Here is a 23,998-nt window from a genome sequence, read left to right as displayed (position 1 = left end):
CATTAGTTATTAGAAATAACAGGAATCTAATAGCGCGTCTTGTCTGTCTTTGACGCCCACTTTTTGAAAGCAACAAGCGCATCGTTTCGCATAAAATGGTCGCACTTGATAGCACGTTTTTCGTACGGCAAATCGAGTTGATCATAGATAAAGGAATCGTCGAATTCGATGGCCGCGGCATCGGCTTTTGTATTGGCATAGCAGATGCGCTTGACACGAGCCCAGTACAAAGCGCTCAAGCACATCGGGCAGGGTTCGCAGCTCGTGTAAACGGTACAGCCGTCCAACATGAACGTTCCGAGTTTTGCACAAGCATTGCGAATTGCAGTCACCTCGGCATGAGCCGTCGGATCATTATTCGGCACAACGCGATTTGCGCCCGTCGCCACGACCTCGCCATCCTTGACAATAACAGCGCCAAACGGACCACCGCCATTATCAACATTTTCAACGGACAACTGAATAGCCATCTGCATAAAGCGCTTGTCTTCGTCCGTAATATTCTTCAATTCTTCTTGCATAAAAACTCCTTGACCTCACTAAAATAATCAAAAACTCGGAGAAAAACAACAACAGGAAAACTTCAAAACACGCTATTTTTCCCAAAGTCTGTCATGCCTGTCACTGAGCAGGCACCGCCTTTTTTGCCCAAAGCAGCAGATTTTTAACTATTTTTTGACAATGATGATTACAGTTCAAGATTTCACGGGCGTTTACGCCGAGCAAGCCTTTATGCAAGAACTGCGCGCCACCGCAGAAACAAGCAAGGACGTTCGCTGGCTCGACTGCACAAAAATCGTAGGAACTGACTGCTACTGTGACGACGACGCCATCAAGGAAATTAACGAATCGATTGACAACGCAGAAAGCGACAGCAAAAGTGAATGCAACCGCATTATCGAGAATCGCGACAATTCCACAAACGACATTGCGCCGCAACCAAGTATTCACTTCTTTGACAACGGCAATTACCATTACATGAGCAAGCTCTGGACCGATAGAGTCCAGGAACCATTCACGCTCATCGTATTCGACCATCATCCCGACATGCAACCGCCCCGTTTCGGCGGAATTTTAAGCTGTGGCGGTTGGGTCAAAGAAGTCCTCGACAACAATAAGTTTATTCAAAATGCAATTATCATCGGTGTCAAAGACGAACTCGTCGAAACCGTCCGCGAAGAGCTTTCGCAATCTAGGGAATCAAGCATTTTAGATAAAGTGACATTCATCCGCGAAAGCGAACTCAGCATTCTCTCGTCTCTAATCTGCAGCGATTTTGTGAACGTCCTCTCGCCTAATCTCTACATTTCCATCGACAAAGACGCACTCTCGCCATCCTATGCTGTAACCAATTGGGATCAAGGTTCACTTACGCTTGACGCCCTCAAAGATTGCATCACCGCACTTACCACAGGTCGCAGGATTCTCGGCGTGGACATTTGCGGTGAACGCGCCCACGATTTCGAAGGCGACGAGCACCACACCATCCAAGAAGCAGACACGCTCAATAGCGAGCTGAATCGCGAACTTGTCGAGTTTTTAAAGAAGATTAAGGAATACTAGCAACAGTTTCCAAGCCTATTTGCGTAGCAAAGGCTCCTCTACTACTGACGATTTAGCAACCAATGGTTGCTGAATTAAAAAAGGCAAGCATCGCCTGCCCTTTTTCAGCAGTCATTTTTTAAAGATATCGCTATGCGATCCAGTGTCAACCAAAGTCAGCACTAGCACGCCATTATCCTTCAAGTAAAGCAATAGCCAATCCGGCTGAATATGGCATTCCCAGACGCCTTTGAAATTCCCTGACAATTCATGATTACGATGCTTTGCATCAAGTGGTTGATCAAGTCGCAATTTTTCAATGACATTCTCTAGAAGAGAAATATCTAATCCCCGCTTTCGCGCAAGCTTTACACCAGCCTTAAAGCGAGATGTCTTAAGAAGCTCGTATACCATTACTTGCAATCCTCAAGGAGTTCCTTAGCAGAAGAATATCTTTTCGCTTTTGGATTTCTAGCAAGACTTTTAGCTTCTTCAATAGCGGCTAATGTCGAATCGGAAAACTCGCGTTGAGGAGGAACAATTTCAAAAGGGATGCAGCGTTGGTTAATAGCCTGTTTCAAGAACAGTCTAATTGCCGTAGTAATATCCAGACCGAGAGATTCAAATAACTGCTCAGCCTCATCCTTAGTGGCTTTGTCGATTCTTGTCTGTAAAACTGCATTTGCCATATGAATCACCTCTTCTTTATACAAATCTAATTCATTTTCAATGCAAATGCAATACATCTGATCGTGAATTTGCGGGATCGAGACAGATTTAAGCCTTTCTTTTTCACTCATCTTTCACTCCTTCCGCCTACATGCTTAAAAAGGCGAGGGTTTAATTGTTTGCCGCGGTGCAAAATGCTCATTTGTACACCAGTAATATAAATTACAAGCAGACCTCCGTCAAGAGGTCTGCAAAATATTTTCGATAAATTTTTGCGGACGAAAATTTCGACCGCAATTTTCTCTTGGCTTCAAATTATGCAAGCGGAACTTATAAAAATTCCTACTTCACTGCAATAAACTTGCGGCGTTCCGAGCCTGCGCTTTTCAGTTGCATCACGTAAAGCCCTGCAGGCAGGCCGCGGGTCATCCAAGCGACATCGCCAACTTTTGCGGATTCCACATTCATGCGGCGCACCAATGCGCCCTTTGTATCGAAAATGCTAACGCGATAGACGCTCGGCGCGACCACAGCAGCTGTTTTCGTGTGAATCGACGTCGGCTTTTCCGTCGTATCTTTTTCAGCAGCCTTCACAAGCGTTACATCGAACTGGTCGATGTTCGGGCCGTCATTGCCGCCAACGGTTGCAAACCTCACTGCATTTTCGCCAGCCGCCAGATTAATCAAAACTTCTGAAGTTTCCCAGACGGTCCAGCCACCAGTAGTCTTGAAAGATGTCGTTGCCGTATCTAAACCAGCAGAAATCGCAAGAGAGCGTGCTTCACTGGAGCCATTTGCAAAATCGATATCAAAGCGATATTGGCCAGCCGTATCGACTTTCACGTTCACGACGACATCGCCGCCCTTATCGAAATTCACATAGCCATCGCCGTGGTAACCGCCATTGCTGCTTTCAGAAACGCCACCTGTAATCGTACCCGTTTCGGCCTGGAACTGTTTATCAGGTGTCGGCGGTTCCGGTTCCACATAATTAGCATCACATTCCGTCGGACTCTTGAGCGTAGCGCCCGCATTCGCCTTCACGGCAGCTTCAACTTCGCTCGCCTTGAGCATAAAGCTCGTGTATTCATACGGCGGTGTAAAAGAAGTCCCTGTTCCCTTTGTATTGCCCGAGCAATTCGTGAAAATATTGTCGATGACTTCGTTCACGCCCGTGCCGTTCGCATTGCCCGTATAAATTGGGTTTGCTTCGTTGATAAATACATTACGTTCCGTGCGCACTTTGCACATGTGGCCAGCCGAAACGCCAAGCACATCGGTTCCGTTTGTGATGCTAGCATTGCCCGTAAGCAAGTTGTTCACCACATGAACGTTTCCGTAACGGCAGCGTGGTTTGCGCTGGTTGGCTGCCTGCCACCAGTTGAACATGTAGGTCACATTCAGCTTGCCTTCGCTTTCGGGTTCATTGTCAGAACTGCCGATGAGATTCGAAAGGTTGTGCGAACTCTTTTTCTTGTAGCCAAAAATGCACCACGTAAACGTTACGTTATCTGCACCTTTTACCACATCGGCATTGCCATCCTGACCATCCCAGAATTCACAGTGGTCAATCCATATATTTTTGGAACCGTTATTTTCAATGGTGAGGTTGTCCCAAGCCTGCTCAGCATTACTGCCCGGCCCTTGAATCACGATATTGCGGACGATAATGTTTGAAGCCTTGCTGATGTGAATTGGCGCTTTAAGCACAGTCCCCGGCTTAAGTCCGATGATGGTCTTGTTGGAACCCGTGATATTCAAGCGGTCCCCCGTTCGCCCGCTCCAGCCATCGCCAAGCGTACCGTCTATGTAAATCACACGCGGAGAAGAATCCTTCGCGTACTTTTGCAAATCAGCAAATGTTTTTACGGTAATGGGAGTTGCATTTCCGCCACCGGTTACATTAAATTCAGTCGAAGTACGGCCCAAACGAGTCGCCCAGCCAATCGGCTTGCACTGATCTACCGCCGCAGACGCACAAACAGCAAGTCCGCACAGCACCGCTAAAATTCGATTCGAAGCTTCAAACATCTCAAAAAATTCCTTATTTTTCCAACATATAATTTATATTCCCAAAGCCATTATAGAGCACAATTTCACATTTAATTTCTAGACATTTTGTCAAAGAAAGCTCAATTGCTCTATTTTTCAGCCATTAGCACGGGGCTATTCTTTCTCGCTCATTGATGGCCACTGAATGACCAACGGCGTTCCATGAATGAATCTATTTAGGACAACTTCAATTCAAGTGGCTATACCTATGCACGGGCAAAACAACAAAAAGGTAACATTATCCCAAACACCACCATCAGACTGAATCATCCGAGGAAGCACATCTAAAACCAACCATGCAATTGGAACAAATAGGGAAAATAAGAAATAAACATTTAAAGACGAATTAAACCGCATTATTCGAGAGAAAGCCCAAATTAAAAACGAGAATCCCAAAAGCGGGAAAAACAAGCCATCACATTTAAAACTCAAACCAATTACAATGGTAAGAGCTTCTAACGATGCGACAACGCTAAAAACGATAGATTTCGTCATAACCCTAATATAAAAAATTGCTATAATTCCTTACGGATTACAAATCTACAGGATCCTTCGACGAATTAATTCAGAACGAATCCTAACAACCAATCACTAACCACTTATTACTGTAAAAATGGATATCAATCAGCTCGCACAACAGCACATTTTGAAGCAGCCGCTCTACGTGACCGGCAAACCCATCGCCTACACCGCTCGTGAATTCGGCCTCGACCCGAAAGACATTGACAAGCTCGCCAGCAACGAAAACCCGTTTGGCCCGAGCCCGAAGGGCATGGCCGAAGCTCGCAAGGCTTTGGAAGAAGTGAACCTCTATCCGGATGGCGGTTCTTACGACCTCATCGGAAAGATTGCTGAATTCCGCGGCGTGAACCGCGACCAGATCGCTGTGGGTAACGGCAGTAACGAACTCTTGGACATGATTGCCCAGGTGTTCCTCGGCCCCGGCACGGAAGCCGTCATGGGCAACCACAGCTTCGCTGTTTACAAGCTCGCCACGATGGCCATGAACGCCAAGATTGTTGAAGTTGACATGCCAGCTCCGGGATACAACTACAACCTCAAGGCTATGCGCGACGCCGTGAACGAAAAGACCCGCATCGTGTTCCTCGCCAACCCGAACAACCCGACCGGTTCTGACCTCACCGCCAAGGAAATCCTCGACTTCGCCGACAGCCTCCCGGAAACTTGCGTTCTCGTGATGGACGAAGCCTACACTGAATTTATCGAAGACACGCCGGAACTCGTTCCGGATTTCAACAGCCGCATCGCCGCTGGCAAGAACATCATCTGCTGCCGTACGTTCAGCAAGATCTACGGTCTCGCTGGTCTCCGCGTGGGCTACTGCATCACCCGTCCGGAAATCGTCGCCCTCATCAACCGCGTGCGTGAACCGTTCAACGTGAACAGCATCGCTCAGGCAGCAGCCATCGGCGCTATCGACGACCAGGATTACGTGAACAAGGTTCGCGAACTCAACAAGAAGGGTCTCGAACAGCTCAAGGCTGGTTTCAAGGAACTCGGCCTCCCCTACGTCGACAGCCACGCAAACTTCATCGCCGTCAGTGGATTCAAGGATCCGATGGACGCCTTCAAGTTCTTGCAGGCCAAGGGTACCATCATCCGTCCGCAGCCGGCTATGGGTGACGTGCTCCGCATTACCGTCGGTACCGAAGCTCAGAACAAGAAATGCCTCGAAAACATCAAGGCATATCTCGGCAAGTAAACCGGGAAAGAGGCTGCACAAAGCCCGCGTCTGGCGCCACTAAAGCCAAAGCTCACGGCGTTGCCCGTGTGATTTCTAAGCGCGGTTTTTGCAGCAGAAGCCAAGCAGAAAACCTGGTCCGCGAGGGCCGGGTTTCTTTGCGTGGTAAAATCGTCCGCGATCCGGACACTCCCGCCCGCGAAAATGATGAAATATGCGTTGACGGAAAGCCCGTAAAAGCAAGCGAGTTCGTTTACTTTATGATGAACAAGCCGCGTGGCTACGTCACTACGGCAAGCGACGAAAAAGGGCGCGCAACCGTGATGGACCTTTTCCGCGAGCAATACGCCAAGATGTTCCCCGACAAACCCGTACCGCATATATCGCCCGTTGGCAGGCTCGATGCCGCTAGCGAAGGGTTGTTGCTATTTACAAATGACACGCAATGGGCGGATGCTTTGCTGAATCCTCAAGAGTCGCGCGGTTCAAAGGCAGAAATGACAAACGCAAGCGTCATCCTGAGTCCCGGAACGGAGTCCGGGATAAACTCCACGAAGGATCCAGTAACAGTTCCGCATACAAAAATCTACCGTGTTCAGGTTAACGGCCACCTCACTGCCGAAGAACTTTCGCAAATGGAAAAAGGCTTCAACGTCCCACCCCGCGTTTTTGGCGAACCCGAAGAGTTCATGCACGCCGTCAGCGCCAAACTTTACAGCGCAGGCGAAAAGAACTGTTGGTTAGAAATCACTTTGGACGAAGGCAAGAATCGTGAAATTCGCCGCATGCTCGCGAAGCTCGGCTACGAAGTTTTACGCCTTGTGCGCATCAAGTTCTGCAATTTTGAGTTGGGCGATTTAAAGCAGGGCGAGATCAAGCAGATCGCGGTTTACCCGTCCAGCCAAGTTTTTCGCGAAGAGCGCCCACAAAGCCCGTGTGGCGCATGCGAATAAACGTCGTCACAAGTTTACTTTCTGACAACATCACATATTCATCCGGTTTCATTTCTAGCGTGATGCGCCCGTCAAAAACGAGGTCCAGCGAGCAATTCACCGCAGACGCCATTCGCAACTTTTTATCCGTCAGCGAAAGCACAAGCGGACGCACCGAGAGACTACTCGGAGCCACAGGCGTGAGCACCACCGCAGGCGTCGAAGGATGGATAATCGGGCCACCAGCCGCCAAATTGTATGCCGTTGAACCCGTCGGAGTCGAAACGAGAATTGAATCCGCCCAGTATTCCGTCAAGCAAGTATCGTTATAAGCCACGTTCACGTTCACCATGCGTTCCGGAGCGTGCGCGCGCACGTGGACTTCATTCAGAACAGTCTGCTTTGCAATGCACTTTCTGCCGTGATAAACCGCAGCCTCGATCATCATGCGTTCGCGAGTTGAGAAGTCGCCAGCAAGCAAGCTATCGAGCGTCTTGGTCAAGCCTTCCACACGCGATTCCGCCAAGAATCCCACGCGCCCGGCATTCACTCCAAGAATCGGGATGTTGTGGCCAAGCGCCATGTGCGCGGCCGTCAGCACCGTGCCGTCACCGCCAATCGCAAGCAGCAAATCCGTCTTCTGCAACGCGGATTCTTTCACCACGCGAATCGGCTTTTTCACGAGTTCCTTGAGGGAATCGAGCGCATAAAATTTCACCTGCGGGTGTTCAAGCGCCCAAGAAGTAATCTGCTTCAAGGCACATGCCAAATCGGCACTCTTGTCCTTGAACCCGACAATTCCAATGCTGCTGAAAGACTTGTTCATTTTCATCCTCAAGTTTCGCGTTCGTTTACTGCGTCAGCCTAATTATTCCTTCTTCTCGGCGTTTTCCGCCACAAGCACATTCTTGAGCTTGTCGACAACACCCGGGAACATCGCTTCGACCTTGTCCATATTTTCGACCGGTTCATCGTTCTGGAGCGCAAGCGACAACACGCTCAAGGCAAGCCCCATCTGCGCCGAATCGCCACCGTCAAAATCGCTACCGTTCACAATCGTTTCAAGGCCGCGAATCACAAGGCCATCGTCGTACACGCCAACTTCGGCACCCGTCTTGCGCAAGTTCACCGCCAAAAATTCATTCTTGGGGCGCATTTCCTTGCGGACTTCCTTGGGCACGCGCAAAATCGTTTCGCCTTCGCCGTAGCAAGCCGCCACAGCCAACAGCGGGTATTCTTCGAGCGCCGTTGCAATCACGTCTTCGCTAAAGCGACGGCCCTGCAAGCGCTTGCCTGAAGCAAGCGGCTTGATTTCAACATCGCCAAAAACGTCGCCATACTTTTCACGACGGCTCACCGTTTCGACGTTTGCCCCCATACGCTTGAGGCATGTGAGCGCACCCGCACGGCTGCTGTTCAAGTCTACGTTCAAAAGCTTGATGACGTTGTCCTTCGGCATGTTACCGACAGTCGCAAGAACCGCAAACGCAGTCGCTTCCGTCGTATCACCCGGCACATAGTATTCACGCGCGGTAATCACCTTCGTCTCCGAAAGTTCCGTAAACTGCGTACGTTCAATCTTCTTGCCCTGCGCAATCATCAAGCGGCGTTCAAATTCGCTCAACTGTTCCATGCCACGGCCTTCATACTTCACAGCCGCACCAAAGTAAATGAGCATTTTCGTCCACTGGTCATGTACCGTAGACTTTTCTTCAAAATTCAAATAGTCATTGCGGATAAGCGCACGGAGCAAAAGCCTGTTGCGCATCACAGACGAAACGTTCCCCAGAGAATCCTTCTTGACGTTTAGTTCATCGCGCAAAAAGTTAAAGACAAACTTTGCCGGTTCATCCTTTTGCACCTTAATCTTGAAATACTTCTGGAGCGTTTCCTTTGCCGCATTCACACGGGCAATGCCCACATCATCAACTTCAGCAGCAAACGTGTAGAGCTGTTCTTCGTCCTTACTTGCGAGCGTCCAAAGCATCACGTTATCGGCTTCGCCAAACTTGAACGGAAGCATGGTCGGAATAGAGTACTGGAACCCCTTGCCATTCAAGACAAGCTGATGTCCTTGCAATTCGTAAGTGAGACCAAATTCTTTCAGCGCCTCGGCATACTTTTCACTACCACTTGCCCACGCAAAATTTTCCAACACGGTGCGGCCATTCACCAAAAGCGCCATCACCAACGTCAAATTCATCCGTTCACGGTCGGGATTCATCAAGAATTCCATCGTCTATTCCTTAAGCAAATTAACGTCTTTCTTTAACTTCGTATTCCAAATATTGCAGCGTCTTCACGGCACGGGCCGCTTCTTCTTGAGTCTTGAACGCAAGCAAAAGCGTACCCGCCACATTTTCGCGGACTTTCATGAGTTCTATGTCGCGAATGTTGATGCCTTCTTCGGCAAGTGGCTGCATCACGCTCAACAGAGCGCCCGGCTTATCCTTGAGCTGGACCGTAATTTCGTAGAACGAGTTGGTGTTATTGCGACCCGGAGCAAATAAGCTCGCACGTCCATCGTTACCCGCCTTGAAAATATCAGCAAGCGCCTGCGAATTATCGGCAACCACGCTATGCTCGTCATTTTCAAAATTACCCGAAGCAGGCTTACCGTCCTTCACGACGTTGAGTCCGTTCATCGCCGCAATCGTCTTGTCGAGACCATCACGGACTTCGCAAAGGGCGCGAGTCGTCTCGTCGCGATTCGTCACGGCGATATCATGCCACATTCCCCAGCCCGAGGCGGCAATACGCGTCATGTCGCGGAAAGCGCGGCCTGCAAAATGCTGGTAGTTGTGCTTGAGCAAGCGTTCCGGCAAGTTCCCGGCAAGCGTTGAGCTCAGCATCTGCGGCATGTGACTCACCCATGCCATCGTGCGGTCGTGATGTTCCGGCGGGAACACGACAGGATTTGCGCCCACAAAGCGGATAATTTCCAAAAGCGGGGCATAAACAGATTCAGGCGTTCCATCTGGCGGGCAGACAAACCAATATGCATTTTCAAAAATCGCAGGATCGTTGTATTCGCAAGTGCGTTTTTCAGAACCCGCCATCGGATGGCTACCGACAAAGCGGAACGGAGAGGGCAAGCGCACGCCCGCCTTGCAAATTTCAACCTTTGTCGAACCGATATCGCTCACCAAGATTTCTCGGCCAGCATTAGCACCTGCCCACGAAACTTTACCAAGCGCATCAATCATCTTCAAAATGTGGAGGATCGGCGCACAGAGCAAAATCAGGTCGCTATCCTTCGCCCATTTTTCAGTCTCGTCGTATTCAAAAAATTCATCGGCAAGTTCAAGTTCACGAGCACGCTTGAGCGTTGCAGGAGAACTCACGGCTCGAATCTTCGTCGGGAGCTCAGCCTGTTTGATAGCAGCAGCAATCGAGCTTGCCAAGAGACCAAACCCCACCATAGTAATGCGGGCAACCATTATTCTTCCACCTTGCGAGTTTCTTCCATGATGACACGGAAAATATTCTGGAACGATTCCGGAGAAAGCGGGCCACCGGCCTTTGCGGCCTTCTCGGCGACCAAATTCAAGACAGACTGTTCGCGACCTTCATCAAAAACGGGCAAACCTTTCTGTTTCTTGATTTTCCCAATTTCAGCAGCGTATGTAGCCCTCTTGTTGAGGAGCGACATCAGTTCATCATTAAGTTCGTCAATGCGAATGCGCCATTCATTAATATCCATATTAACGAATGTAGAAAAAAATTACGGCACACGGTTCGCGTACTGGTACAGCGAAAGCCCAAATTCCGGGAGCGATGCAATCAGAAAATCAAAAATATCGGACTGGATATTTTCGTATTCGATCCATTCCACCGTATTGGCAAATGCATAGATTTCAAGCGGGAGCCCGGTCGGCGTTGGCGCAAGCTGTCGCGTCATAAGCGTCATGTCTTGAGCAATCGTCTTACGGCTGCGGAGATACGCCGTGCAGTAAGCCCTGAACGTTCCGATGTTTGTCAAATGGCGGCCATTCAGCTTTGTCACAGTGACATTTTCCGACACACCCGAACCTTCACCGATTTCACTTAACTTTTGTTCCAAGTACGGGCGCAGCACATCAATCTTCATGAACTTTTCAATTTCTTCAGGCGTCAAAAAGCGGATGCTCTGCTGGTCAATGAAAAGCGAACGCTTGATGCGGCGACCGCCCGATTCCTGCATACCACGCCAGTTGCGGAACGAATTCGTAATCAAGTCGTACGCCGGAATCACCGAAACCGTATTGTCCCAGTTACGTACTTTCACAGATGTAAGCGTAATGTCAATGACCGAACCATCAGCATGGTGGCGTTCAATTTCAATCCAGTCGCCCTTGCGCAAGAGGTCCGACAAGTTTATTTGGATTCCAGAGACCAAGCCAAGAATCGAGTCCCTGAAAACCAACAACAAGACCGTTGCCATGGCGCCCAAAGTCGACAAAATAATCACCGGACTTTTATTCACAATCTGTGAAGCCACAAGGATGGTCGCCACACAGAACATCGCAAGTTTAATGGCCTGGAAAATGCCGCGCATCGGGCGCAACTTCATTTTCACATTGCGTTCATTCAGGCTTTCGATGACGTCAAGCACAGCACTCGCGAGCAAGAATGCTGCTACCGTGAACAAAATATTTCCGATATGTTCACAAAATTCATAAAGCCAATGGCCCTTCGCGAGCACATACGGGAACGACTGCACCAGAATAATCACCGGCACAAAAAAGAGCGCACGAGAAATCACTTTCTTTTTCACAAGCAAGTCATCAAACTTGTTCGGAGTCTTTATCGCAATCCATTTCGCAAGCGGATGCACTACGAAATACAAAAAAGCATAAACCGCCACAACGACAGCTGAAAGTATTGCAAATTGATAGTAATCGTTCATATCTACAATCTAAAAATTTCGTATATTATGCACCGAACTTTTATCATTGGAGCAATCATGAAAATAGCTGTTATGGGTGGCGCAGGCTATATCGGAAGCCACACCATCATCGAACTCTACAAAGCGGGTCATTCCGTAGTCGTTGTCGATAACCTTGTAAACTCAAGCGATGAATCGCTCCGCCGCGTAGCAGAGCTAGTTGGCTCCCCCATTCCGTTCGTCAAGGCAGACGTCCGTGACGCTGCCGCCATGGACAAGATTTTCAGCGAAAACAAGTTCGACGCCTGCATCCACTTTGCAGGGCTCAAGGCCGTCGGCGAATCCGTCGCAAAGCCGCTCGAATACTACGAAAACAACATGAACGCCACATTCGTGTTGCTCCATACCATGCGTAATCACGGCTGCAAGAACCTCATTTTCAGTTCTTCGGCAACCGTTTACGGCAACCCGGCACAAATTCCTATTACAGAAGCTTGCCCCAAGGGCCAATGCACCAACCCCTACGGACAGACAAAGTCCATGCTCGAAGAAGTCCTCCGCGACGTGCAAAAAGCAGACCCGGAATGGAACATCGTTTTGCTCCGTTACTTCAACCCAATTGGCGCACACCCGAGCGGACGTATCGGCGAAGACCCGAACGGAATTCCAAACAACTTAATGCCATACATCACACAGACCGCAGTCGGTCTCCGCAAGGAACTCGGCGTGTTTGGCAATGACTACGATACCCCGGATGGCACAGGTGTCCGCGACTACATCCACGTCTGCGACCTCGCCTCTGGCCACGTGAGCGCACTCAAGGCTATTGAACGCAAGTGCGGGCTCGCTATTTATAACTTGGGTACAGGTCATGGCTATTCCGTGCTCGACGTCGTAAAAGCTTTCGAAAAGGTCAACAACGTCAAGATTCCGTACAGCATCAAGCCGCGTCGCGCAGGCGATATCGCCACTTGCTACTGCAACCCGCAAAAGGCATTCGACGAACTCGGTTGGAAGGCACAATACGGCATCGAAGAAATGTGCCGTGACGCCTGGAACTGGCAAAAGAACAATCCCAAGGGTTACAAGGGCTAATCCCTCCTCCCTGCAAAAAATTTAGCCTCCCGCTTTAAGCGAGAGGCTTTTTAATTTCAGCAAGCGAGCCTACGCTCGCTAAAAATTTTACGCAAACTTAGTCGCGGTAGTCTCGACGGTCGTGATGGTGCTTACGAGGCGGTTCCGGACGATTGTAGTCACGATGAAGATCTTCGCATTCGCGAACGCTGCGAGCAGCAAAGAACTTGCCACGCTTCGGATCCTTGCATTCAATACGGTCAGCACGGTCGCGACGGTAATCAATCTGCATCCAGACATCACCGTTATCGCAGTAGAAGTCAAACTTACGTTCCTTTTCACCACGATAGCATTCGCCACGGCTATACATCTTCTGATCGTTGTTGTAACGTTCAGCATGAATTCTGTCATGACGGTCACACTTCGGTTCTGCAAACTTGCAGGTGACCACCCTAGCCGAAGGAGGAGGTGGCGGAGGAGGCGGTGCTACACGAGATTTTTCCTCCTTTTTCGGTTCAACGTTAATCGTCAATGCCATAGCAGACGTGCTAAGCAGCATGAGCGACATCGCGCAGGTAAGCATAAGCTTGTTCATAAAACCTCTATCTACTTTAATTGTTACAACAAAAATAATATATTAAATATTTTGTAACAAAACCAACAAATTCTTAAAAAAAATGGTCTTGCCATCAAAGACAAGACCATAGGCAAATTTTATAACGAGCAAATTCCAAGACTTTAGATAAATAAAAAACAACTTCGTTGTTTTTCTAGATATTGCGCCTCGGTCATGTGAGCCCGCAAGCGGTCTCCCGCGACGCTCGGCTTATATCAACTCCTCAGCAGTTATCTTTTCGTCATGTTCAGGTTCCTGGTAGCAGGATTCCGGCACCTGGACCTGGTTCTGAAAGTAAGCCTTGTGAGCCGCAATCACCTTTTCACGAGCAAAAGCAGCATTCATCCAATCCCCAATTTGCACGTCCTTGCCTTCCAGTTCCTTGTAGTTCTGGAAGAAGTTCTTTGTAATGCGGAGGAACATCTGGTCCACATCAGTAATGTCGCAGAACGGACGCGGGTTGAACACCGGCACGCCCAAAACCTTGTAGTCCTTCTTGCCACCATCGGTCATGTCAAGCGCTCCAATCACGCGACAAGTGCAAACCGTCCCCGTAATCATGGATGCCGGGCTGTAAATGAGCATATCCAAAGCATCACCATCGTCAGCCTTGGTGCTCGGAATAAAACCATACGTGCAAGGGTAGCTCATAGAGCTCAAGAGGCAACGGTCAAGACGGAACACATGCAGGCGTTCGTCGTATTCATACTTCAAGTTCGTGTCTTTACCGATTTCCACGACGCAATCCACTTCATAGGGATACTTGCGTCCAATTGGAAGATCCAAATAGTTAATAGCCATTTATTCTCCGTCGGCCCACGTTGAGCCTCATTATCTTTTTATTACAAATATAATCCCTAATTTAGTATTTATTCGGAATTTGTAAAGTCTTTTTTTACCAAAGAGCCTTCAAATCCAAACTCTGAATTACCTGCTCCGCCAGCGTGCCGAGGTCACCTTGTCAAAGAGGCCAAAATAGAACACCGGTTCACCATGATCCGGGCTGTACCCCACTTCAAAGCGGATTCGGTCCAGCGCCGGGATTACGACATGCAAGCCTCCATAGACAGCGCCTTCATATTTTTTCCAGCCAGGAGTACCTTTATCCCAAAGCACGCTTGCATCTAAGCCCGCCACCAGTTGAATACCATAGAAGAAGTTAACACCCCACAACGAAGCCGGACGGCGCTCGCGCAAAACAAAACGTTCTTCCAACGTCAAAAGCATCTCATGGACACCCAAATGCAACGAATCGGACTCGTGCCCACGGAACGTATTTGCTCCGCCGTGATAGTAATAATCATATTTTTTTACATCGCCCGGACGCAAGCGAACAAGTGCGGTCGCCCCCGTGACAAATCGACCAAACGTGTAATAGGCTCGAGCATCTTCCAGGAACTCAACAAAATTCTCGCCACGCTTGCCGCCAACGCCAACATGCGTCACGTCACTTTCAAAATAAATTCCCTTACGCGTATCAAGTTCGCTATCGCGGTAGTCCACAGCAAAGCCAAGCCCAAATTCAGGCAACACGCCAGGTCCCTTTTCTAAATAGCGGTACACGGTTTTGCCGAGAATTGAAAAATGCGAAAGCAGTTTCCAGTTCACATCTAAACTAAGCAACCATGTCGCATCCTGAAAACCACGAAGGTCATCCCAGCTATCCGTCCGCAAAAATTCAAAATTCCAACCCAACGGGAGCCCGAACAAATACGGGGAACTTGCGTAAAAGGCGTACTCGTTATTTTCGAAGAACGGGTCAATGGCGGTACGGAACTGCACCTCGGCACGGATGTCTTCGCCCAGCACATTCAGGTTCGCAAGGGCAAGCCCCAGCATGAGACCATCGCGGTCCGTCTTTTTGCCAGCCGGCGACGGGATCCAGCGAAAGATTTCCTTGAAATTATAAACTACGTTCCCATTTTTACAAGAAACGTAAATATCCGTAAAGAGGTCTAGGTCTTGCAGGCGAAGCTTCTCTGACTCAAAAGTCTTCTGCGAAAATTCGCCCCCAACCTTGTGCGTGAGTTCGCGCCACACCACACGCGGCTTCGTATGTTCCAAGCCTTCAAACTCAATCGATTCGATTTTTGCTCCATCAACACATTGGTCAGAATCCACACGCAGCGAATCTGTTTCGGCGGCGTTTGCAGATACAAAAGCGGAAACTATCCCCGCTAACAAAAAAGTCTTCACAAAAAATTTCACGAATCAAAGATACAAAAGGCATTCGCTAGCGTTTTTTGCGAAGCTCACAAAAATTGCTATATTTGAGGCACCAAATTGAGGTGATTATGTTAGACTTTTTAGCAAACAACTGGCCCTACCTGATTATTCTGGTCGTGGTCGTCGCTTTATTTTTTGTTATCCGTGGTGCGCTCAAGGGCCTGAAAGCCAGAAGCCCGTTCAACATGGAAAACATCCGCAAGAGCACCGAACCGAACTTCCTCGCTCTCCAGCAGAAGTCCAAGGCTTTGCTCGCCGATGCCGACATGATTTGCGAAATCAAGCCGGGCAGCGATCAGGTCATCCCGAAGAAAGAAGATGTGAAGTTTTTCCGTCGCGCCGTTTCTCAGAAGTTCAAGCTTGCTGTGTTCCAGGTTCCGGGTACAAACAAGGTCGTGTTCTTCTTCTGCAAGACCGAAGCTGGCATCCGTAGGAGACTCCAGAACTTGGTCATCAACCAGAAGTTCCGCGAAGGCAAGCCGCCTTACATTGACGCCGCTACTGGTGAAAAGCTGAGATACCCGAAGGCTTAGTCAGTAGGAAATCATCCTGAGTGGCGAAGCCATTACGTCATCCTGAGTGGCGAAGCAGCGAAGGATCCAGTTAAATCTTCTTTTATATACCCCGGTCAATGCGCCGGGGTCTGTTGTTTAAAGAAACCTAAAGAGAACATCTACAATGCGCACGTACAAAGATTTAGCCATTGCCGAAGAAGAACAAAAGCTCGTAGACGCCGTCAACAAGACGAACAACTTGCTCGTCGAAGCGCCCACCGGTAGCGGTAAGTCTTTGTACATCCCGTGGTTCTTGAGCAATCACTTTAGCGGTCGCATTGTCGTATTGCAACCGAGACGCATCGCAGCCCTCGCCCTCGCGCAGTACTCAGCAAAGCTCCACAACGAGCCCTGCGGCAAGACCGTCGGTTACCAGTTCCGCCAAGACAGTTGCAAATCCAGCGCTACGAGAATCTTGTTCCAAACGTACGGTAACTTTTTGCAGGAGCTTCTGCACGGCAAGATGAATGCGGAATGGGTCATCTTCGATGAATACCACGAACGCAAAGCCGACATGGACCTGCTCTTTGCGTACTTGCTCAAATTGCAAGCAGCAAGCCAAACTTCAGGTAGTGAAAGTATCAAAGCGCCAAGAATCGCCGTCATGAGTGCAAAGCTCAACCGCGAAGAAATGGAACAAGCGCTCGGCGTCAAATGTCTGGAACTCGGGCATCCGCTTTATCCCGTACAAATTCTTCACCAGAAACCCGCCGCAGGCGTAAACATCAGCGCAGGTCAGGGAATCGAAAGCGAAGTTGTCCGCGCATTGCGCACTTTGTACCGCAATAACGTTTGGCAGACAACGCTCGTATTCTTGCCGGGTAAAGCAGAAATTGCCAAATGCCACACCGCCGCGAGCGAAGCTCTGGGCGACAATGTCGCCGAATTCCTTGAACTCTACGGCGGCCAAGACCGAGAAACGCAAGACCGCATTTTCGAAGAAACGGAACGTCCGCGCGTCATCTTTACGACCAACATTGCAGAAACGTCTATCACTGTTCCAAATGTGACAGGTGTTGTCGATAGCGGTATCGAACGCGTCAGTGAATATGACGATAGCGAAAAAGTAAACGTACTCCGCACGCTCCCAATTTCGTTGCAGAACGCCATCCAGCGCAGTGGCCGTAGTGGCCGTACACAGAACGGTTGCGCCATCCGCCTCTGGACCGAAGATGCCGAGAAGCACATGCCACAAGGCATCGTGCCCGAAGTCTTGCAAATCGAGCCCTCGGAATTTCTATTGCAAAAAGCAGCGCTTGAGTCAGATGAGAGAGCGGGAATAAAACTGCCCACGGCGATTCCAGAAGCGCGCGAAAGAGTCGCCACATCGATGCTCAATAACTTCGGCATGTTGCAAGACGGTCACATCACGGAACTCGGCAAGCGAGCCATTCAAACACCGATTTCAAGCATTCCGCTCGCATTGATTTTAGCAAAAGCAACAAGCGCCGCAGACCTCCCCGACTTGCTCCTAGCCGCCATGGCCTGGATCCATTCCGGCACAGAATTTGTACAGAAATCTAAAGACACGCTCAACTTGTTCACGCTCGCAAGCGATACTCTTTCTAAAGCCATCAACATTCCGCGAGAAGTTTCGTTCACGCTAAAGCAGCTCCGCGACTTCCGCGACTCATTAAAGGAGATGCCCGTTTACTCTCCGTCCTCACATTTCATGGCGCAACAGCTTCTCGCCGCATTCCCGGATGCTCTCGCCACTCCAAGCGGTAACGTTTACAAGTTAAGCAACGGCAACACCATCCGTTTGCAAGTATCAGAGCCGCCATACGCATTGCTCGCGCTCTCTATGCTCCGCACAGGTGGCGGCAGCAAATCCGAACTGCGCGTGAGCCTTTACGCTCCTGTGCCCAAAGAATTGCTCGGCGGCGAAAGCGAAAACATTCGCTATGAACTGTTATGGCGTAGCGGTCAAGAACGCTTTATCGGCATCGAGATTCACGAAAGCGAAAGTCCCAATGGCGACGTCCGCGAAACAAGCCGCAAAGAAATCCTCCCGCAAGAAGCATCGCCCAAAGTCCTCGAAAAGCTCAAAGAGCTCACAGCCGATGCTTGGCGCGACAAGCTCGAAAAAGAAAACTGGACCGGCCGTTATCTCACCGAAAACATCCAGACGCTCCTTATCAAGATGCGCCTTGCGGCAAAGCTTTACCCGGAATACGGCCTCCCCGAATTCAATGACGAGGATATGGAGCTTATTCTAAACGAGCTTACGGACGGCATATTCCTTTTGCGCGACATCAACGAAGACCGTTACCGCAACATTGTCGAAGATTACTTCGGCAAGTCCATGCTCGCATGGTTGCAAAAAACGTTCCCCGATCATTACGTATTGCCCAATGGCAAGCGAGCCCGTTACAGCTATCAAGAAGTCGCCACCGCTGATGAACAGAGCAGCGGCAAGATTGTACAAAGCGCAGACGGCGTTCTCGTTGAGATATCTGCACGCATCGAAGACTTTATGCAGCTCCGCGGCGAGCACAAAATCGCAGACAACAAGCTCAAAGTGCGTTACGACATTCTCGCACCGAACTTCCGCACGATTCAAAAAACATGGGATCTCACAAGCTTCTGGCAGAACACCTACGCCGAAGTCCGTAAAGAACTCCGCGGGCGCTATCCAAAGCACCCGTGGCCGGAAACGGTCATGTAATGTGCGGAGCGCTACTTCACGCTATACACAGCAAGAGTTTTGCTGTACTCGTAGCCTACAACTAAAAGCGGTTCACCGTTCGGGCTCTTTTCTGCAGGGATAAACAAGATGCCTTCAGGACCGCGATCTTTCGGGTCTAAATAGAAATCTTCCAGTTTCGGAGCATTCCCGCTCTCGATTCCCGTAATGTCAAACACGGCAACACCACTCGTGCGTTCTAGACCAACAAAAGCATAGCGCTTATCGCCCACAATACCCGTCGTCACGTTTTCCGGTTCGCAGCCCTTGTCTTCACTGCGAGCATCCATCTTGACTTTACCCTTCTTGGAATTCCAGTTAAAGTAATCAGGCGCCATCTGAGCCATTGTCTGTTCAAAAGCGTCGCCAGAATCCCACATCAGGTGCCCCGTTTCGCCATCGAAAATGCTTATCGAGCGCGTTCCAAAGCTATACATGTAAGGGCATCTGCCATTCTCCGTCTTATCCGGAGCTACATTGCAGCGTTCCAAATTGCTCACAGAAATGTTCTTCACATCTTCGAGCACTTCAGCCGTAAACACACTCGGATCCAGCAAGCCATTCTGGGCAAGCATCATCGGAGTCGTCACATCCGTCCAAGCCTTGTAATCATTGACCGGAGCGCCTTCATTGGCCGTAAGCACAAACGTCTTGCCATTCACAGTGAACGCAGAAATTCCATCAGGCTGGCGCAAGCCGCGCAACGGATAGTTTTTAATCTCAATTTGCTTGTTCTTCTTGATGTCCAGACCAAATCCCGGCTTTGAATGGTCCACATATCCAAGCGGGAATACATCCAAAATTTTCTTGGCGGCCACATCAAACTTCACAAGAGCATTGTTCTCTTGCAAGCTCACCCACGCCGTTTTAGAATCTTCGGAAACCGTAATATATTCCGGTTCAAGCGACTGCACAAAGCTCTTCACACCCGTCTTACGAACGCCCTTTGCCATCAGAGCAAGCGAATCGAGTTCGCCAAATCCGACAACCGTCTTCTGCGGCTTTTTCCAAGCTCTAGCCAATTCAGCAGCACTCGACACATTCACGCCTGCAATCGACAAAACGCCAATGCCGCCTTCCGGGTCTTCCGCGAAAGTTTCATCCGGAGAACCTTCGCATGCCACGAGCAAATTCGCACCATCCGGTGTAAACGTAATCATGTCAGGCATGTAGCACAGTTCATGCTTTCCAAGAACTTCAAGTTTCTTGTTATAGCGCATCACCTGCACATGTCCCATTTTCCATTCAGGATTGTTCAAGAGGCTAACGGCCACGAGGTCACCATAAACAGTCACGCTAGAGGCGCCACCCGGCAACTTCATTTCGCTTATCTTTTTCGGCGATGCAGGACTAGCCATGTCAACGACTTCGAGGACATTCTCGCCGCCAACAACGAACAGCACCTTCTTTTCGGGCATGTATGCCGAAATTTCAGCAGTCGTCATGGGAACAGAAGCAATCTGCTTCAGCGTCGAACGCAAATGGAACGGCCCTGCCGGGACATCCGACTTTTTTGCAAATGAGAAACCCGCACACAGAAGCAGGCTCATGACCAAAGCGGTTCTTTTCATTTCAACTCCTGCGTAATCCAGCCTAGATTATCACTTAATAAATTTAATCAAGAATAAGCCACATGATTAACATGCCAAGTCCAAAGCTAGCCGCCATAGATGCACCAGTCATCATGCGGTCCGTATTTTCTTTTTCCTTGTCGACCTTTTCCTTAGCTTTCTGCTGTTCCATTTGCTCTTGAGTAGCCTGGACAGCAACACTCAAAGCCTTGGCACAGGTTTCGTTGTTCTTCTTAAGCGTGTTGTAGCTCTGTTCCCAGTTTTCGCACTTGGCCTTTTCCACTTCGAGATCCGAACGCAAAGACTGCTTTTCTACAGTACAGGCACTGTCGTGAACCGCCATCACGCTATCGCGCACAGCAATTTCTGCAACAAGCTCTGCCTTTTCCGCCGCATTTTCTGCAGCACTACCTGCAGTTTTCGAATCAGCTGCATTTACAACTCCGGCAAAAGCAAGCACGAGCAAAGAGCACAAAGCCCACGACTTCACAAAAGAACGAACAACAGAAACCATATACCCTCAATTACATCTGGGCGTAAATGCGCTGCCAGCCTTCTTCCGGAATCTGGGCGCCCATCACCTGAACAACTTCGTTCGAGACAATGCTACCGAGCTTGCCCGAGCGTTCCATATCCCAGCCGTTCATGTAACCGTAGAGGAAACCCGATGCCCAGAGGTCACCAGCACCCGTCGTATCGATAGCCTTTGCAGCACCCGCAGACACGCGAGTTACCACGCCATCCTTAGCGATCAAGGCACCGCGCTTGCCAATCTTCACGACCGCGACCTTAGCCTTCTTCGCCAAGACTTCGAGAGCAGCTTCTTCCTTGACACCTGCATAAGCAAAAGCTTCATCTTCGTTAGCGATGATAATATCAATCATCTTTTCTTCGAAGAGTTCATCGAACAGCTTGCGGCAAGCTTCGACCACACCGAACGAGCTAAAGTCGAGAGCGGTTTCGACACCGAGGCTACGAGCGAGCGTAAACGACTTCTTGAAGCATTCGCCATTAAAAGCACGGTAGCCTTCAGCGTAAAGGAGTCCCACATCGTCATAGAGAGCCGGAGTAAAGTCATCCGAACCGAGGAAGTCCGAAGCGCCAAGATAAGTCCACATGGAGCGCTGGGCATCCGGAGTCACGGCAGAGAACACGCAGCCCGTAGCGACATCGCTCATCCCGAGCTTCGATTCCACACCGTTATTCTTCAAGTGTTCCTGGAAAAGCTTGCCAAGTTCGTCATCGCCAATCTTCGAAATAAAGGCAGCCTTGCCGTGCAAGCGAGAAAGACCCACCATGGTATTGCAAGTCGAGCCACCCGGCACGCGAATCGGATTGTCGAGAGCGCCAAGGAACTTTTCCATCTGCGGCCAGTCGACCATGTTCATGCCACCCTTCTGTACACCCTGAGCTTGAATCCATTCATCACTCACGTTAGCCAAAATATCGACAAGGGCAGCGCCCATACCAAGAACTTTCTTCATTAGAATCCTCCGCGACGGCGACGCAAACGGTCACCCGCTTTTAATAAAAATTCACGTTCCGATTCGCTCAAGGACTGGATACCACTGCGTTCCACCTTCTTGAGGATTTCGTCCATGCGTTTCTGTTCATCTACGTAGAACACTTCACCTTCGAGAACTTCCGGTTCTTCTACACGGTCACTCCGATAAGAGCGCGTTCCCGAATTTCCTTGATCATACTTTTCTGGATTCCGGGAGAACAAACGGAAAATAGCCGAAAGCGGAGAATGATAAAGCACCTTCGGACCGTTCTGGAAAACCGCCATGTAAAGGAACCCGGCCACGACACCGCCCAAGTGGGCAAAGTGTGCAATCATGTCCCCCGAATTTGCAAAGAGAATATCAAGCGCAATCATCACCCACATGGCGTTCTTGATTCGCATCGGGATGACAAAGAACATGAGGATGACACGATCCGGGAAGAACTTGTAGTAAGCGACAAAGACACCCATCAAGGCGCCAGACGCACCGATAATCGGATTGTTCGTAAGCCCGAGCAAGCACATGAAGAAGCTGAACAGCGCCGCAAAGATTCCGCAGAAAAAGTACATCGAGATAAAATGACGCGACCCCATCCATTCTGCCACTTCGGAACCGAACATCCAGAGCATCAGCATATTGAAGAAGAAATGCATAAAGTCAAAGTGGATGAACATGTACGTCACGTAGCGCCACAGTTCAAGCGGGACTCTCGGCATAAATGCGCCATAATAGCTGATGTAATCCGTAAGGCTTCCGTAACCGGCGCCCAGGTTGATTTCAAGTCCGCGTCCCAGGAATGCGATAATAAATACAGCCGCATTCGCAATTAAAAGCGTCTGCAAGGCCTTGGGTAAATATTTAAATGGCTTCATATTTTTTCCTAAACTCTTTTAAAAGCATGGATACCATGTTCTTCGGCACATAATTAGAGATAAGGCGTTTCTGCTCGGCTGGGCTCTTTCCGGCACCGCACTCGAGGAGTTCTCGCACAAGGGAGCTACTCACCACAAGATGTTCCTGCGCACTGAGCAAAAGCACCGTCTCGACATCGCCATCACCGTAGATGACCTTGTTGTTCCAGGCGACCGCCTGTTCTGCATCCAAGTCAGCCGAATTGCGGATCCCGCGCAACAGATAATGCGCCCCGACAGACTTCATAAAATCGACCGTCAATCCGCCATAAACATCGACAGAAACATTCGGGAATTCAGAAACAGCAACCTCAATCATCGCCTTGCGCGTTTCGGCGTCAAACAAGTTTTTCTTGTTTGCGTTCTGGGCGACAAGCACAATCAAGGAATCAAAAATGCCTGCGGCACGTTTTACAAGGTCAAAGTGTCCAACAGTAAACGGGTCAAAGGAGCCTGCAAACACCGCAACACGGCGTCCACAACCATCCTCCATAGCCATTTTTTTCTTTGCTTTAGAATTCCACACCATGTGGTATAATTTACAAAAATCACGCCCTGAAAATAATCAGCGATGACTCGCCATAGCGGCGAACTTGCCCCTGAAAATCGTCACCTTCAGCCCATTCGGGCAACTTGCGGCTCGGAGCTTCAAAAACAGCCACGCCGCCCGGGTTCAACCACTCGATAAACGGGCGCAAGTCCGGGTATTCCATGTCCTTGAACGGCGGATCTGCATAAATCAAGTCAAAACCGCCTTCGGCACAGACAATTTCCTTTTTCAGCGTGAGTACGCTCGTTTCCAAAAGCTTAAGCCTGGAATCCATGCCAACCGACTTGTACGAGCGTTCAATCATCTTCGCCTGCGGGCGTGCAAGTTCCACAGCAGTAACGCTTGCAGCCCCACGGCTCAGCGCCTCAAGGCCCATAATGCCACTGCCGGCAAAAAGGTCCAACATGCGGAATCCGTCGACGCCCTGCAAAATGTTAAAGAGAGCTTCCCTCGTGCGGGAAGCTGTCGGACGTGTTTTCATGGTATCCGGGGACTCGATATTGCGCCCCCGCAAAGAACCGCCAGTAATACGAATCGGCAT

Annotated in this window: 25 protein-coding genes; 6 read left to right on the top strand and 19 right to left on the bottom strand. The window is 49.6% G+C overall.

What is annotated here, in order from left to right; translation table 11 throughout:
- Positions 1-26: 26 nt before the first annotated feature.
- Positions 27-521 carry a nucleoside deaminase gene (locus tag CRN95_RS07515; RefSeq protein WP_097020519.1) on the bottom strand — a complete coding sequence of 165 codons (495 nt, stop codon included), beginning with the start codon at positions 519-521 and terminating at the stop codon, positions 27-29.
- Between the two features lie 160 nt (positions 522-681).
- Here CRN95_RS07515 and CRN95_RS07510 point away from each other — a divergent pair, with 160 nt between their 5' ends.
- Positions 682-1,563, top strand: a complete 882-nt coding sequence (locus CRN95_RS07510; protein WP_097020518.1) for an arginase family protein — start codon at positions 682-684, stop codon at positions 1,561-1,563.
- A 111-nt stretch (positions 1,564-1,674) separates the two neighbouring features.
- On the opposite strand, the gene CRN95_RS07505 is transcribed toward CRN95_RS07510, so the two are convergent.
- The 4 genes from CRN95_RS07505 to CRN95_RS14660 form a co-directional block, all read right to left on the bottom strand.
- Positions 1,675-1,956: a type II toxin-antitoxin system YafQ family toxin gene (locus tag CRN95_RS07505; protein WP_088629239.1), complete on the bottom strand. Its 282-nt coding sequence runs from the start codon at positions 1,954-1,956 to the stop codon at positions 1,675-1,677.
- Entirely contained in the window at positions 1,956-2,231 is a 276-nt protein-coding gene (locus CRN95_RS07500) for a type II toxin-antitoxin system RelB/DinJ family antitoxin (protein WP_097020763.1), read from the bottom strand. Before CRN95_RS07500 ends, CRN95_RS07505 begins: the two co-directional genes overlap by 1 nt.
- Positions 2,232-2,553: 322 nt before the next feature.
- A complete protein-coding gene (locus CRN95_RS07495) occupies positions 2,554-4,242 on the bottom strand; it encodes a carbohydrate-binding protein (protein WP_097020517.1) in 1,689 nt (562 codons plus the stop codon).
- 213 nt (positions 4,243-4,455) lie between these two features.
- Positions 4,456-4,758, bottom strand: coding sequence for a hypothetical protein (locus CRN95_RS14660; RefSeq protein WP_145993973.1), 303 nt, complete (start codon positions 4,756-4,758; stop codon positions 4,456-4,458).
- A gap of 118 nt (positions 4,759-4,876) precedes the next feature.
- On the opposite strand from CRN95_RS14660, the gene hisC reads away from it, so the two are divergent.
- Both hisC and CRN95_RS07485 read left to right on the top strand, forming a co-directional pair.
- A complete protein-coding gene (gene hisC / locus CRN95_RS07490) occupies positions 4,877-5,986 on the top strand; it encodes a histidinol-phosphate transaminase (protein ID WP_097020516.1) in 1,110 nt (369 codons plus the stop codon).
- 68 nt (positions 5,987-6,054) lie between these two features.
- Complete coding sequence (locus CRN95_RS07485) at positions 6,055-6,918, top strand: pseudouridine synthase (RefSeq protein WP_235002934.1); 864 nt, start codon at positions 6,055-6,057, stop codon at positions 6,916-6,918.
- On the opposite strand, the gene CRN95_RS07480 is transcribed toward CRN95_RS07485, so the two are convergent.
- From CRN95_RS07480 to CRN95_RS07460, 5 genes are read right to left on the bottom strand one after another with little or no spacing between them, the layout of a single operon-like run.
- Complete coding sequence (locus tag CRN95_RS07480; protein ID WP_088629244.1) at positions 6,839-7,723, bottom strand: NAD(+)/NADH kinase; 885 nt, start codon at positions 7,721-7,723, stop codon at positions 6,839-6,841. The two genes, CRN95_RS07485 and CRN95_RS07480, sit on opposite strands and share 80 nt — an antisense overlap.
- 42 nt (positions 7,724-7,765) lie before the next feature.
- Positions 7,766-9,133 (bottom strand): 3-phosphoshikimate 1-carboxyvinyltransferase, encoded by a 1,368-nt coding sequence (locus CRN95_RS07475; RefSeq protein ID WP_088629245.1) that lies wholly within the window; start codon positions 9,131-9,133, stop codon positions 7,766-7,768.
- 19 nt (positions 9,134-9,152) lie between these two features.
- Entirely contained in the window at positions 9,153-10,337 is a 1,185-nt protein-coding gene (locus tag CRN95_RS07470) for a prephenate dehydrogenase/arogenate dehydrogenase family protein (protein WP_088629246.1), read from the bottom strand.
- Positions 10,337-10,600 (bottom strand): chorismate mutase, encoded by a 264-nt coding sequence (locus CRN95_RS07465; protein ID WP_014547164.1) that lies wholly within the window; start codon positions 10,598-10,600, stop codon positions 10,337-10,339. Before CRN95_RS07465 ends, CRN95_RS07470 begins: the two co-directional genes overlap by 1 nt.
- A gap of 21 nt (positions 10,601-10,621) precedes the next feature.
- Positions 10,622-11,785: a mechanosensitive ion channel family protein gene (locus tag CRN95_RS07460; protein ID WP_014547163.1), complete on the bottom strand. Its 1,164-nt coding sequence runs from the start codon at positions 11,783-11,785 to the stop codon at positions 10,622-10,624.
- Between the two features lie 57 nt (positions 11,786-11,842).
- Between CRN95_RS07460 and galE the strand changes: the two genes are divergently transcribed.
- Positions 11,843-12,859 carry a UDP-glucose 4-epimerase GalE gene (gene galE / locus CRN95_RS07455; RefSeq protein WP_088629247.1) on the top strand — a complete coding sequence of 339 codons (1,017 nt, stop codon included), beginning with the start codon at positions 11,843-11,845 and terminating at the stop codon, positions 12,857-12,859.
- A gap of 97 nt (positions 12,860-12,956) precedes the next feature.
- Here the strand turns inward: galE and CRN95_RS07450 are convergent, their stop codons facing one another.
- The 3 genes from CRN95_RS07450 to CRN95_RS07440 all read right to left on the bottom strand — a co-directional run bounded on the left by CRN95_RS07450 (position 12,957) and on the right by CRN95_RS07440 (position 15,662).
- Positions 12,957-13,433 carry a hypothetical protein gene (locus tag CRN95_RS07450; protein WP_088629248.1) on the bottom strand — a complete coding sequence of 159 codons (477 nt, stop codon included), beginning with the start codon at positions 13,431-13,433 and terminating at the stop codon, positions 12,957-12,959.
- Between the two features lie 231 nt (positions 13,434-13,664).
- Positions 13,665-14,255 carry an inorganic diphosphatase gene (locus CRN95_RS07445; protein WP_088629249.1) on the bottom strand — a complete coding sequence of 197 codons (591 nt, stop codon included), beginning with the start codon at positions 14,253-14,255 and terminating at the stop codon, positions 13,665-13,667.
- A 126-nt stretch (positions 14,256-14,381) separates the two neighbouring features.
- Positions 14,382-15,662 carry a BamA/TamA family outer membrane protein gene (locus tag CRN95_RS07440; RefSeq protein ID WP_088629250.1) on the bottom strand — a complete coding sequence of 427 codons (1,281 nt, stop codon included), beginning with the start codon at positions 15,660-15,662 and terminating at the stop codon, positions 14,382-14,384.
- A gap of 86 nt (positions 15,663-15,748) precedes the next feature.
- Between CRN95_RS07440 and CRN95_RS07435 the strand changes: the two genes are divergently transcribed.
- Both CRN95_RS07435 and CRN95_RS07430 read left to right on the top strand, forming a co-directional pair.
- A complete protein-coding gene (locus CRN95_RS07435; protein WP_088629251.1) occupies positions 15,749-16,213 on the top strand; it encodes a hypothetical protein in 465 nt (154 codons plus the stop codon).
- Positions 16,214-16,358: 145 nt separating this feature from the next.
- Positions 16,359-18,902 carry an ATP-dependent helicase C-terminal domain-containing protein gene (locus CRN95_RS07430; protein WP_088629252.1) on the top strand — a complete coding sequence of 848 codons (2,544 nt, stop codon included), beginning with the start codon at positions 16,359-16,361 and terminating at the stop codon, positions 18,900-18,902.
- An 11-nt stretch (positions 18,903-18,913) separates the two neighbouring features.
- On the opposite strand, the gene CRN95_RS07425 is transcribed toward CRN95_RS07430, so the two are convergent.
- From CRN95_RS07425 to rsmD, 6 genes are read right to left on the bottom strand one after another with little or no spacing between them, the layout of a single operon-like run.
- Positions 18,914-20,491, bottom strand: a complete 1,578-nt coding sequence (locus CRN95_RS07425) for a choice-of-anchor I family protein (RefSeq protein WP_088629253.1) — start codon at positions 20,489-20,491, stop codon at positions 18,914-18,916.
- 43 nt (positions 20,492-20,534) lie between these two features.
- The gene (locus tag CRN95_RS07420; protein ID WP_088629254.1) at positions 20,535-21,005 is read right to left on the bottom strand and encodes a hypothetical protein; all 471 of its coding nucleotides are present in this window, start codon (positions 21,003-21,005) and stop codon (positions 20,535-20,537) included.
- A 10-nt stretch (positions 21,006-21,015) separates the two neighbouring features.
- Positions 21,016-21,975, bottom strand: a complete 960-nt coding sequence (locus CRN95_RS07415) for an adenosine kinase (protein WP_088629255.1) — start codon at positions 21,973-21,975, stop codon at positions 21,016-21,018.
- Positions 21,975-22,868 (bottom strand): rhomboid family intramembrane serine protease, encoded by an 894-nt coding sequence (locus tag CRN95_RS07410; RefSeq protein ID WP_088629256.1) that lies wholly within the window; start codon positions 22,866-22,868, stop codon positions 21,975-21,977. Before CRN95_RS07410 ends, CRN95_RS07415 begins: the two co-directional genes overlap by 1 nt.
- Complete coding sequence (gene coaD, locus CRN95_RS07405; protein ID WP_176421735.1) at positions 22,855-23,436, bottom strand: pantetheine-phosphate adenylyltransferase; 582 nt, start codon at positions 23,434-23,436, stop codon at positions 22,855-22,857. Before coaD ends, CRN95_RS07410 begins: the two co-directional genes overlap by 14 nt.
- A 19-nt stretch (positions 23,437-23,455) precedes the next feature.
- A complete protein-coding gene (gene rsmD / locus CRN95_RS07400; RefSeq protein ID WP_088629257.1) occupies positions 23,456-23,998 on the bottom strand; it encodes a 16S rRNA (guanine(966)-N(2))-methyltransferase RsmD in 543 nt (180 codons plus the stop codon).

The sequence above is a fragment of the Fibrobacter sp. UWB16 genome, from assembly GCF_900215325.1.
GTDB lineage: Bacteria > Fibrobacterota > Fibrobacteria > Fibrobacterales > Fibrobacteraceae > Fibrobacter.
Note: the sequence above shows the minus strand (reverse complement) of the source record. Positions and strands in the feature narration are given on the sequence as shown.